We start from the raw sequence: 11,560 nt of genomic DNA, 5'->3' as shown, positions 1-11,560 counted from the left end.
GAGCGCGCGAGGGCTCGGGCAGGATGGGACCATGGCCAACCTGCGCGTGCACGACGACCGGCTCGAGGTCCACCTCACGCCGGCCGAGAAGTCGCTCGGGTTCCGCAGCGCCGACATCGTGGTGCAGCGCGACGACATCCGCTCCGCGATCATCACCGACGATCCGTGGATCTGGATCCGCGGCATCCGCCGCCGCGGCACCGAGGTCCCGCTCGTGGTCGCCGTGGGCACCTGGAAGACGCACAACGGCAGCGACTTCGTGATCGTCAAGCGGAAGCGGCAGGCCGTCGTGCTCGAGCTCTCGGGCGGGGAGTTCTCGCGACTGCTGCTGAGCACCAGTCACGCCGCCCAGCTGATCGACCGGCTCAAGGTCGGCGGTCCGGACGACGACGCCGAGCCCCAGCCCATCGACTCCGACGACTGAGGGCCGCTCGAGCGCGCTCAGGCGAACAGCAGCAGCACGAACCCGATGAGCGGGAGGACGCCCTGCACGAGCGCGGGGCGCAGGTAGCCGGGGCCGGTCGTGGTCAGCACGACCGCCGCGCCCGCCATGGCCGCGGTCGAGAACAGCGCCAGCACGCGGCCGGACTCCGCGGACCCCGTCCACAGCAGCACGAGCCCCGCGATCGCGCCGATCCCGAGGAAGAGGTTGTAGAAGCCCTGGTTGTACGCCATCGGGCGCAGCGTCCGCGCCTGCTCGTCTGACCTCACGCCGAAGATCCGCCGGGTCGACGGCTCCATCCAGCGGATGCTCTCGAGCACGAAGATGTAGACGTGCACGAGTGCCGCGAGCGCGACGACCACGCTCGCGAGGATCGCCACGAGGCTCATGTCGGTCTCCCTCCGTTCCCGTCGCGGCTCACGAGACGTCCCGTCGCCATGTGGTCGCCCCGCCGACGATCGCCGTCACGACCGCGATGGCGAGCAGCACGAGCCCGCCCTGCCACCAGTCGAGCGCGTCGGTCGCGCCGATGGAGACGACGCCGTAGAACGAGGCCCCCACCAGCGCGTCGCTCGCCGCGCCCGGCAGGAACCGGCCCAGGCTCGCCGTCACGTCGTTCAGCGACGCCACGAGCCGCAGCACCGGCTCGACGAACTGCGTGAACGCGATGACGATCACGATCGCCGCGACCTGGTTCGGGACGATCGCGCCGAGTCCGACCCCGATCGCCCCCCAGAGCGCCATCGCGAGGATGCCGCGCCCGACGAGCGCCCACGTGTCGCTCGCGTCGAGCGCCGTGTCGAGGTCCCACGCTGCGAGGGCCGCGGCGCCGGATGCCACCGAGGTCGCGAACGCGATCACGCCGAAGAGCGCCCCGATCACGAGCTGGGAGACGAACTTCGCCGACAGCACGGCCGTCCGGTGCGGCTGCACCAGGAAGGCGCCGGTGAGCGTGCGATGGCGGAACTCGGTCGTGACCGCGAGCGCCCCGAGCAGGACCGGGAACACGTACCCGATCGACGACGCGAAGCTGTAGAGCAGGGGGGCCAGGTCGGCACCGGGCGGCAGCGTCGTGGTGCCGCCGGCCGAGGCCGCCTGCTCGGGGTTCTCGAGGGTCCAGCCGAAGAACGCGCCGAGCCCGCCGGCGAGCATCGCGACGTAGGCGACGAGGACGAGCGCGAGCAGCCACCACATGCGCGTGGTGAACACCTTCTGGAACTCCGCGGCGATCGATCGCATGCCCGGCCTCACTCCCCGCCCTCGCCGACGAGCGCGAGGAACGACTCCTCGAGCCCGGACTTCAATGGATGCAGCGAGCTGACCTCGACCCCGCCGAGGAATGCCGCGTGGCCGACCACCCCGGCGTCCGGTTCGGAGACGATGAGCCCGCCGCGCCCCTCGGCGTACTCCAGCCCGGCCTGGTCGAGCGCCGCGGCGAGCCGCGCCCGGTCGGGGGAGTCGATGACGGTGCGCGGCGACGCGTCGAGCTCGAGGCTCGAGAGGCTTCCGATCCGGACCAGCCGGCCTCGGGAGATGATGACGACCTCGTCGACCGACTGCTGCACCTCGCTGAGCAGGTGCGAGCTCACGAGCACGGTGCGCCCCTCGCGCGCGAGCGATTGCAGGAACACGCGGATCCACTTGATGCCCTCGGGGTCGAGGCCGTTGATCGGCTCGTCGAGCACGAGCACCCCGGGATCGCCGAGCAGCGTGGTCGCGAGCGAGAGCCGCTGCCGCATGCCGAGCGAGTACCCGCCGACGCGCCGGTCGGCGAACTCGGTCAGGCCGACCTGCTCGAGCACCTCGTCCACGCGCCTCGCCGGGATGCCGGCGCCGGTCGCCGTGACGCGGAGGTGGTTGCGAGCGGTCCGTCCCGGATGGAACGCCGCGTCCAGCGCAGCCCCGACCGCCCGTGCGGGGTCGGGCAGGTCGCGGTACGCGGTGCCGCCGAAGGTCGCGGTGCCCGAGCTCGGCCGCACGAGCCCGAGCAGGGCGCGCAGGGTCGTGGTCTTGCCCGCCCCGTTCGGCCCGAGGAATCCCGTGACGTGCCCGGGCTCGACCCGGAAGGTGAGGTCGTCGACCGCGGTGACCGCGCCGAAGCGCTTGGTCAGGCCGGTGATCTCGATGGGCATCCCGTCGCTCATGCACGCTCCTCGGTCGAGGCGGGGTCGGTCGGTGGCGCGTCCAGCCTACGGATGCCGGGCGGCACGACGCCGCCCGCGTACAGCATCGCGGCGAGGTCGTGCAGCGCGGCCAGCACGACGCGCTGGGGGAGGGGGCCGTAGGACACGCGTGCGACGCCGAGCTCGGCGAGCCGGTCCGGCGGCGGGACGGAGGGCAGGCCGATGACGCTCACGCGGCGCCATCCGATGCCCTCCACGAGCTCGCTGATCTCCGGCTCGCCGAGATCGCCCGGCACGAACACGCAGGTCGCGCCCGCGTCGAGGTAGGCGCGCCCGCGCTCGACGGCATCGGCGATCCACGTCGCGCGGGGCCGGTCCCGCCCGAGGATCCAGGCGTCCGTCCTCGCGTTGAGGGCGAACGGGACCCCCTCGGCCTCGGCGGCCGCGACGGCCGCGCGGACGGCGGCGACGGACTCGGCGAGCGGCGCGAGACGGTCCTCGAGGTTGGCGCCGACGACGCCTGCGCCGACGGCACGGCGCACCGTCTCGCCCGCGTCGCCGTATCCCGCCTCGAGGTCGGCGCTGACCGGCAGGTCGACCGCGGCGGCGATGCGACCGGTGACCGCGAGGACCAGGTCGAGCGGGATGCGCTCGCCGTCGGGATAGCCGTGCGCGGCGGCGATCGACGCGCTCGCGGTGGCGAGGGCCCGGCTCTCGGGCACGGCGGCGACGGCCGCGGCGCTGGCCACGTCCCAGACGTTCACGACCTGGAGGAGGTCGTCGTCGGCGTGCAGGCGCCGGAGCTCGGCGCCCGCGTCGGCGGGGGTCATGCGCCCAGACTATGGCCGAGCGGGGGCGGTGTGACGGGAGTCGGGGCGGGGCGGCGCCCGTCCGGGGCCCGGGCGTCCCCCGGATTGGGGGCGTCCACGGCCGGCTACGCAGCCCGGTCGCCGACCGCCCGGCGGAGGCCGGCGACGAGCCGGTCCACGTCCTCGTCGTCCGTGTACGGGGCGAGTCCGACTCGGAGCCCGCCCGCGTCGCCGAGGCCGAGGTGCCGCGATGCCTCGAGCGCGTAGAAGTTGCCGCTCGGCGCGAGCACGCGATCGGCCGCGAGCGCCTCCGACAGCGCTGCGGCGTCGGTTCCGTCGACGGTCAGGAGGAGGGTCGGCGTGCGGCGGCGGGCGTTCGAGCGCACGCGCACGCCGGCGATGTCGTCGAGCTCGGACTCGAGGCGAGCCAGCAGCCGTGACTCGTGCGCGTGCAGGGCCGCGTACGACGCGGCCAGGCGCGCGCGGCGCGGCTCGCTCTCATCCTGCCCGTCGTCGAGCGCGGACAGGACGTCGACGGCTGCGGTCACGCCCGCGAGCAGCTCGTAGGGCAGGGTCCCGAACTCGAACCGTTCCGGGACGGCGTCGGTCGCGGGCAGCAGCTTGTCGGGGTGCATGCGCTCGAGCAGCGCCGGATCGGCGACGAGCACGCCGCAGTGCGGCCCCAGGAACTTGTACGGCGAGCACACCATCAGGTCGGCACCGAGCGCGCCCAGGTCGGGGAGGGCGTGCGCGGCGAGGTGCACGGCGTCGACGAACACGAGCGCGCCCGCGGCGTGCGCCGCGCCGGCGATCGCGGGGAGGTCGGGCATGGTGCCGACCAGGTTCGACGCGGCGGTGACCGCGACGAGTCGCGTGCGTTCGTTCAGGACGGCGGAGACCGACTCGACCGGCAGCTCGCCCGTGGCCGGATCGAACGCGGCCCACCGCACGACGGCGCCCGCCCGCTCGGCGGCCTGCACCCACGGCCGGACGTTCGAGTCGTGGTCGAGCCGGGTCACGACGACCTCGTCGCCGGGGCCCCAGTCGCGCGCCAGGTGACGGGCGAAGTCGTAGACGAGCTGCGTCGCGCTGCGGCCGTGGACGACCCCGCGCGGGTCGGCCCCGGTGAGGTCGGCGACCGCCGCGCGGAACGCCGCCACCGCGGCATCCGCCCGTCGCGCCGACTCGCCGAGCCGGCCGCGGTTCGAGAGGGGGCCGGTCAGCGTCGACGCGATCGCGTCGCCGACCTGCCGCGGCGTCTGCGTTCCGCCCGGCCCGTCGAACAGCGCCCAGCCGTGCTCGAGCGCAGGGAACCAGGAGCGGATGCGGTCGACGTCGTAGGCCATGGGCGCGAGCCTAACGGGCCCGAGAACGGGTCGGACCGGCCGATCAGGCAGCGCGAGTACGATGCGCCCCATGGCCGCGCACTCGGCGGCGCGCCGGCGTCGGCGTCGGAACTCGCGCATCCTGACGGTGGTCGCGCTGTCGCTCGCGGCGGCGACGACCGGCGGCTGCGCGTCCGGGCCGCCGTACGACCAGCTCCTCAGCGGCGACGAGGAGCTCATCGCGATCGCGCGCGAGGGATCGACGCAGGCCAGGGACCGCGTCGCCCTGGCCCTCATCGATGGCGACGACGTGCGCACGGCCTTCGTGTCGGCCGATGCCGGCACCGGGTTCGGGCTCGGCGGGGCGACGCGCGGCCTCACCGGACTGCTGCTCGCCGACGCGGTCGAGCGAGGGGAGGTCTCGCTCGACGACGCGGTCGGCGCCCACCTCGACCTCGGGGACGCTCCGGCGGCGACGCTCACCCTCCGCGACCTCGCGACCAACCGCTCGGGGCTGCCGCAGGATCCGCTCGGCGCGGCCGCCGCCGCTCCGGCGCCCGGTGGGGGCGCCGACGCGGTCGATCGGGGCGGCCTGGCAGCGCTGCTCGACGAGGTCGCGGCGGTCGACCTCGTGCCCGAGCTCGAGTACAACCCGAGCGACTTCGCCGCGGCACTGGTGGGACAGGCCGTCGCGTCGGCGGCGGGCGCGCGGTTCGCCGACCTGCTCGCCGAACGCGTGTTCGCGCCCGCCGGGATGACCGGCGCCGTCGTGGTCGAGTCCGGGGCGCTGACGCCCGACGGCCTCGCGCAGGGCCACGATCGGCGCGGTGAGCGGGTCGCGGCGCGCGGCAGCGGCGCGTATGCACCGGCGGTGGGCGTCGTGGTCGACCTCGACGACGCGGTGGCGCTCGCCCGCGCGATCCTCGACGGACCGTTCGCCGGAAGCGCCGCGCTCGCTCCGATCGCCGACACGAGGTGGCCGCAGATCTCCGTGGGCCTCTTCTGGGAGCAGGTCGAATCCGACAGCGCCGCCGCCGTCTACGTCGTCGGCTCGGCGGAGGGCTTCACCGCGGCGATCCTCGCCGATCCCGAGGCCGGGCGCGCGGTCGCCCTGCTCTCGAACGCCGAGGTGGCATGGCCGTGGTCGCGCCTGCGACCACTCGTGGACCTGCTCGGCGGCTGACGATTCAGCGCGTGCCCGGTGCGGCGAGTCGCCGGTCGGCGACGAGTTCGCCGAGCAGCGCGTCGGCGAGGGCCGCGACCGTCGCGTCGTCGTCGCCCGGGTAGCGCACGGCGAGCTCGGCGCCGTCGAGGGCGCCGCCGGTCGCGGCGAAGCGCGATCCGCGCTGCTGCATCCACTCCAGCGCCTGGCCGTCCCACGCCGATCCGGCGAAGACGAGCGCGCGGTAGTCCTGGGTCTTCGTGAGGTAGACGTCGACGTGGGACCAGTCGCCGGTCTCCGACGCGAACGCACCCAGGCGCGGCACCTCGCGCAGCATGAGCGCCGACTGCTGGGCGCTCGAGAGGCGTTCGGCGGGCGCGAGCACCCACGTGCCGTCGGGACCGGCGAGCAGGTCGGCGAGCGGGTCGAGCCAGTCGGTCGACGACTCGAGCAGCGCGGCGTTCGCCTCGGCGCCGCGCCGCAGCGCCGCGGCATCGAATCGCGCGGGCGGCGCCGTGCCGAGCAGCTCGCCGAGCACCTCGTCGAGCACGGCGAAGGTCGCGCGGAACGTGCGGCACGCGACCCCCGAGGCCTCGACTCCCGCGTGCAGCGGCACGACCACGTCGGCGGCCGCGGCGAGGGGCGACGCGCTCCGGTTGGTGATCGCCACGAGCCGGCCGGTGCCGCGGTAGCGTTCGACGGCGCGGAGCACCTCGACGCTCCCGCCCGTGGCGGAGACCGCGACGACGACCAGGTCCGGCGCGGCGGGCGGCAGCAGCTCGACGCTCGCGAGCTCGACGAGCACGTTCGCCCCGACGGCGCGGAAGCGGCGCGCGACGACGTCGGCGGCGTAGCGGCTCGAGCCCATGCCGACGACGAGCACCCGGGAGGCGCCGAGGAGGCCGAGCCGGTCGAGTCCGGGGAGCCCCGCATCGATCGCGTCGGCGAGGCGGCCGAGGGACTCGGGGATCAGGTCGAGGTCGGCTCGAAAGGCGGCGGTGTCCACGGGTCCTCCGGGAGGTCGTCGGTCGGCGGGTGGCGGTGCGTGACGGCCGCATCGGGCGCATAGCGCCAGCGCGGGAGGAAGCGGTCCGCATAGGTGAGTTCGGCGGCCAGCTGCTCGGCCTCGAAGCCGGGCAGGAGTGCCGGATCGAACAGCTCGCGCTGCACGAGCGTCGAACGGTAGGCCGCGAGCAGTGCGTCGCGGGCGCGGTCCGCCCACTCGAACGCGGCGGGTTCGGATCGGCCGAGGCGCTTCTGCGCGACGGCGGCGACGAGGTCGAGCGACACCAGCAGGTGCGCCACGTCGCGCGCGGCCGCATCCGTGCGCTCGCGGCCGGCCGCATCGAGCTGGGGATCGCCGTCGAAGTCGATGACCGTGTACCGGTCGGGCGTACCGGGGGAGCGGAGCACCTGCCCGACGTGCAGGTCGCCGTGCAGGTCGAACACGAGGCCGGGCGCGGCATCGCCGAGCGAGCGGATGTCGCGGCGCAGCGCCTCCGTGCGGTTCCGCAGGCGAGCGGCGGTCGGCCCGCCCGAGCGGCGGGTCGCCTCGATCGCGGCGTCGAGTCCGGCGTGCGCGCGCCGCTCCCTGGCGGCCGGCGCGTCGGCCGACGCGGGGATCGCCCGCGCGCCGAGGACGTCGTGCAGCCGAGCGACGGTCGCGCCGAGCGCGCGGGGGAACTCCGGTTCCGGGCCGCCGTGCCCGAGCAGGGCCGTCACGTCGTCGACCGCCCAGTCCCACCCGTCCTGCGCGTCGGGCAGGTACTCGGTCACGATGGCGAGGGTCGAGGTGCCGAGCGACGGATGGCGCCATCCCACTCGCCCCGCGAGCGCGGCGACGTCCCTCGAGCCCGCGTCGGCGAGGCGCTCGAGGAGCATTCCGGCGCGGTCCGCCGCCGCCCAGCTGCCGACGACCTTCACGACGAGGCGTTCGTCGACGATGACCGAGGTGTTCGTCTGGTCGACCGCGATCGCCCGCTCCGCGGCATCGGCCGGCACGCCCGGATCGACGAGCCGCGCGAGGGCCCGCGCGATGCCGTCGCCCGCGGCCGGACGAGCGCCGTCGAACGCGACCTCGCCCGTGGGCGCGACGGAGAGCATGCGGCCGGCGATCTCGGGCCGCTCGCCGCCGAGCAACGAGTTCATTGAATTCGGATTGTAACAACTGTGCAAAACAGGCTCCAGAGCGTCCCGAAGACCATTGCGGTTTCTTGATGCCCGGTGCAACAATTCCTCAACCTTTCCGACGTCCCCAGGAGGTCCCTCATGCCCACCACGCGTCGCATCTCCATCGCAGCGGCCGGAACCGCTGCCGTCGCACTCGCCCTCACGTCATGTGCCGGCGGCGACGCCGGCGAGGGGTCGGGAGTCGACCGCAGCGCCGACATCACGGAGCAGACGCTCACCGTCTCGATCTGGGCCGACTACTACCCCGAGGACCTCGCCGAGCAGTTCGAGGAGGCGACGGGCGTGAAGACGACGATCGTCAACCACGCCACGAACGAGGACGTGGTCGCGAAGCTCACCGCGAGCTCCGACCCCGGCATCGACGTCGCGTTCGTCTCGGGCCAGTACGCGCAGGCGCTCGCCGAGCAGGGCCTGCTGCAGGAGCTCGACAAGGAGCTCGTGCCGAACGAGTCGAACCTGTACCCCGAGGCGCTCGAGCTCGCCTACGACCCGGGCAACGTGTACTCCGAGCCGTACGCCTGGGGCACCACGGGCCTCTGCTACCGGCCCGACCTCACCGGCTTCGACCCGACCTCGTGGAACGACCTGCTGGACCCGAAGCCCGAGCTCGACGGCAAGACGACCATGCTCTCGACCGACCGGTGGCTCGCGCTTCCCGCGCTGAAGGCGGCCGGCTACTCGGTGAACACGACCGACGACGCCGAGCTCGAGGACGCGAAGGCCCAGCTCCTCGAGACGAAGCCCACGCTGCTCGCGTACGACGACACGACGTTCTACTCCAAGCTCGTCTCCGGCGAGGCCGCGCTGGTCGAGGCGTGGGACGGCTGGTGCAACTACGGCATCGCCGAGAACCCCGACATCACCTTCGTGGTGCCGGAGGAGGGCGCCGACCTCTGGGTCGACACCATGACGGTGCTGAAGAGCTCGGAGAACAAGGAGGCCGCCATGGCCTTCATCAACTACATCCTCGACCCCGAGGTGCAGACCTGGGTCGCCGAGAACATCCTCTACAAGGTGCCGAACCAGGTCGCCATGGAGGCGCTCGACCCGTCGCTCGTGGAGTCGTTCCCGACGCTCGGCATCACGGTCGACGAGCTCTTCGAGCAGGAGGTGATCGTCGACCTCGGCGAGGACTCGCTGAAGTACGTCGACCTGAACGCGGAAGTCCTCGCGACCAACTGATCCGGAGCGCCGTGACCACCGAGACCCGGCAGGCGGCCCCCGCCGTGCGCGCCCAGCGCGCCCGGCGGGGGCTCGCCGCGGCGCCCTTCCTCGCGCCCGGCATGCTCTTCCTGATCGTCTTCATGGCGATCCCGGTCGGGCTCCTGGCCTTCTACACGTTCTTCAAGCGCGGCCGCTTCGGCGGCCTCGTCTTCGAGTTCACCCTCGACAACTGGGCCAAGCTCGCCGAGCCCCTCTACGTCGGGGTCATCCTGCAGTCGATCGGGCTGGCGCTGGTCGTCACCCTGCTCGCCCTGCTCCTCGGCTATCCGATGGCGTACGCGATCGCCGGCCTGTCGCAGAAGTGGCGGACCGTGGCCCTCGTCGCGGTCGTGCTGCCCTTCTGGACGAACTTCCTGATCCGCACGTACGCGTGGATCCTGCTGCTGAACAACGCGGGATTCGTGAACCAGTGGCTGCAGGCGATCGGGCTCACGGACGAGCCGATCTCGATGCTGTACACGCCCCAGGCCATCGTGGTCGGGCTGCTGTACATGTACCTGCCGCTCATGGTGCTCCCGCTGTACGCTTCGCTGCAGCAGCTCGACCCGTCGCTGCGCGAGGCGGCGACGAACCTCGGCGCGTCGCCGTGGCGCGCGTTCCGCACGGTGACCCTGCCGCTGTCACTGCCCGGCGCACTGACCGGCTGCATCTTCGTCTTCGTCCCGGCGATGTCGAACTTCGTGATCCCCGAGCTGATCGGCGGCGGCAAGACGGTCATGGTCGGCAACCTCGTGCGCGACCAGTTCTACGAGGCCCGCGACTGGCCGTTCGGCGCGACCCTCGCGCTCGTGCTCACGATGCTCCTCGTCGTCGTGATCGTCGCCCAGGCCGCGGTGTCGCGCCGCATCACGGAGGGACCCCGTCGTGGCTGAGACGACCCTGCAGGCGACCGATCGCGCCGGCGCGACGGCGACGGCGGATGGCGCGTCCGCGCCGAACCCGCCCACCCGCGGCCGCGCCAGGGGACGCGGCATCCTCGTGCCCCTCTGGCTCGGCTACGTCTTCCTCTACCTGCCGATCCTCATCGTCGTCGTGATGAGCTTCAACGAGTCGCGCAACCTGTTCGTCTGGACGGGATTCTCCCTGCGCTGGTACCCGGAGCTGTTCGCCGACGGCGCGATGATGCAGGGCCTGGCGAACACGCTCATCGTCGCCACGGGCGCCACGCTGATCGCGACCGTGCTCGGCACGCTCCTGGCGTACGGCATCCACCACTACACGCGCGGCGGCCTGATCCGGGCGTTCGCGATCGCCCCGGCGATCCTGCCCGACCTCCTGCTCGGCATCGGCCTGCTCACGTTCTTCTCCCTGCTGAGCGTGACGCTCGGCCTCCACTCGGTGATCCTCGCGCACGGCGTGTTCGCGACCGCGTTCGTGACCGCGATCGTGCTCGCCCGGATGGCGAACCTCGATCCGAGCCTCGAGGAGGCGTCGCGCGACCTCGGCATGGGACCGGCGGGGACGTTCCTGCGGATCACGCTGCCGCAGCTCGCGCCCGGCATCGTCGCGGGTGCACTGCTGGCGTTCACGCTCTCGCTCGACGAGTTCGTGATCGCGTTCTTCACGACCGCGCCGACCCAGCCCACGCTGCCGATCGTCATCTACTCGATGGTCCGCTTCGGCGTCACCCCCGAGGTGAACGCCCTCGCCACCCTCCTGCTGCTCGTGAGCATCGTCGCGGTGATCTCGGCGCAGCGCCTCACCCGACTGACAGGACCAGAACGATGACCGCCGAACCCCTGCTCCGCGTCGACGGCGTCCGCGCCGTGTACGGCGACACCGTCGCCCTGCACGACATCTCGCTCGACATCGCGCACAACGAGTTCTTCGCGCTGCTCGGTCCGTCCGGCTGCGGCAAGACCACGCTGCTGCGCTCGATCGCCGGGTTCGAGACCCCGGCCGCGGGCCGCATCAGCGTCGACGGGATCGACCTGCTCGCGCTGCCGGCGCACAAGCGGCCCGTCAACATGATGTTCCAGAGCTACGCGCTGTTCCCGCACCTCTCCGTCGAGAAGAACATCGCCTACGGCCTCGAGGCCGAGGGCGTCGGCCGCGCCGAGATGCGCACCCGCGTCGGCGAGGTCATGGAGGTCGTGCGTCTCGGGCACCTCGCGAAGCGCCGGCCCGCGCAGCTCTCGGGCGGCCAGCGGCAGCGCGTCGCGCTCGCCCGCGCGATCGTGAAGCGGCCGAAGCTGCTCCTGCTCGACGAGCCGCTCTCCGCGCTGGACCGCCAGGTGCGCGCGTCGATGCAGCTGGAGCTCAAGCGCCTGCAGCACGAGGTCGGG

General features: G+C 73.2%; 13 protein-coding genes. 6 read left to right on the top strand and 7 right to left on the bottom strand.

Annotated elements, in window-relative coordinates; translation table 11 throughout:
• Positions 1 to 31: 31 nt before the first annotated feature.
• Positions 32 to 424: a hypothetical protein gene (locus ABME01_RS12365; protein WP_353828723.1), complete on the top strand. Its 393-nt coding sequence runs from the start codon at positions 32 to 34 to the stop codon at positions 422 to 424.
• A gap of 17 nt (positions 425 to 441) precedes the next feature.
• On the opposite strand, the gene ABME01_RS12360 is transcribed toward ABME01_RS12365, so the two are convergent.
• The 5 genes from ABME01_RS12360 to ABME01_RS12340 all read right to left on the bottom strand — a co-directional run bounded on the left by ABME01_RS12360 (position 442) and on the right by ABME01_RS12340 (position 4,720).
• The gene (locus tag ABME01_RS12360) at positions 442 to 831 is read right to left on the bottom strand and encodes a DUF1304 domain-containing protein (protein WP_353828722.1); all 390 of its coding nucleotides are present in this window, start codon (positions 829 to 831) and stop codon (positions 442 to 444) included.
• A 28-nt stretch (positions 832 to 859) separates the two neighbouring features.
• Entirely contained in the window at positions 860 to 1,681 is an 822-nt protein-coding gene (locus ABME01_RS12355) for an ABC transporter permease (protein WP_353828721.1), read from the bottom strand.
• Positions 1,682 to 1,689: 8 nt separating this feature from the next.
• Positions 1,690 to 2,586: an ABC transporter ATP-binding protein gene (locus ABME01_RS12350; protein WP_353828720.1), complete on the bottom strand. Its 897-nt coding sequence runs from the start codon at positions 2,584 to 2,586 to the stop codon at positions 1,690 to 1,692.
• A complete protein-coding gene (locus ABME01_RS12345; protein ID WP_353828719.1) occupies positions 2,583 to 3,395 on the bottom strand; it encodes an isocitrate lyase/PEP mutase family protein in 813 nt (270 codons plus the stop codon). The genes ABME01_RS12350 and ABME01_RS12345 overlap by 4 nt, the downstream gene beginning before the upstream one ends.
• 104 nt (positions 3,396 to 3,499) lie before the next feature.
• Positions 3,500 to 4,720 carry a cysteine desulfurase-like protein gene (locus tag ABME01_RS12340; protein ID WP_353828718.1) on the bottom strand — a complete coding sequence of 407 codons (1,221 nt, stop codon included), beginning with the start codon at positions 4,718 to 4,720 and terminating at the stop codon, positions 3,500 to 3,502.
• Positions 4,721 to 4,790: 70 nt separating this feature from the next.
• Between ABME01_RS12340 and ABME01_RS12335 the strand changes: the two genes are divergently transcribed.
• On the top strand, positions 4,791 to 5,882 hold the full coding sequence (locus ABME01_RS12335) for a serine hydrolase domain-containing protein (protein WP_353828716.1): 1,092 nt from the start codon (positions 4,791 to 4,793) through the stop codon (positions 5,880 to 5,882).
• A gap of 4 nt (positions 5,883 to 5,886) precedes the next feature.
• Here the strand turns inward: ABME01_RS12335 and ABME01_RS12330 are convergent, their stop codons facing one another.
• Positions 5,887 to 6,867, bottom strand: a complete 981-nt coding sequence (locus ABME01_RS12330) for an SIS domain-containing protein (protein ID WP_353828715.1) — start codon at positions 6,865 to 6,867, stop codon at positions 5,887 to 5,889.
• Positions 6,831 to 8,009, bottom strand: a complete 1,179-nt coding sequence (locus ABME01_RS12325) for a hypothetical protein (protein ID WP_353828714.1) — start codon at positions 8,007 to 8,009, stop codon at positions 6,831 to 6,833. Before ABME01_RS12325 ends, ABME01_RS12330 begins: the two co-directional genes overlap by 37 nt.
• 120 nt (positions 8,010 to 8,129) lie before the next feature.
• Here ABME01_RS12325 and ABME01_RS12320 point away from each other — a divergent pair, with 120 nt between their 5' ends.
• The 4 genes from ABME01_RS12320 to ABME01_RS12305 all read left to right on the top strand — a co-directional run.
• Entirely contained in the window at positions 8,130 to 9,233 is a 1,104-nt protein-coding gene (locus ABME01_RS12320) for a polyamine ABC transporter substrate-binding protein (protein ID WP_353828713.1), read from the top strand.
• 11 nt (positions 9,234 to 9,244) lie between these two features.
• Positions 9,245 to 10,147 (top strand): ABC transporter permease, encoded by a 903-nt coding sequence (locus ABME01_RS12315; protein ID WP_353828712.1) that lies wholly within the window; start codon positions 9,245 to 9,247, stop codon positions 10,145 to 10,147.
• Positions 10,140 to 11,003 carry an ABC transporter permease gene (locus ABME01_RS12310; RefSeq protein WP_353828711.1) on the top strand — a complete coding sequence of 288 codons (864 nt, stop codon included), beginning with the start codon at positions 10,140 to 10,142 and terminating at the stop codon, positions 11,001 to 11,003. The genes ABME01_RS12315 and ABME01_RS12310 overlap by 8 nt, the downstream gene beginning before the upstream one ends.
• A partial coding sequence (locus ABME01_RS12305) for an ABC transporter ATP-binding protein (protein WP_353828710.1) occupies positions 11,000 to 11,560 on the top strand: 561 nt, incomplete at its 3' end. The genes ABME01_RS12310 and ABME01_RS12305, both read left to right, overlap by 4 nt.

It is taken from the genome of Agromyces litoreus (genome assembly GCF_040496015.1).
Lineage (GTDB): Bacteria > Actinomycetota > Actinomycetes > Actinomycetales > Microbacteriaceae > Agromyces > Agromyces litoreus.
This window is presented reverse-complemented; position numbering and strand designations above follow the sequence as displayed.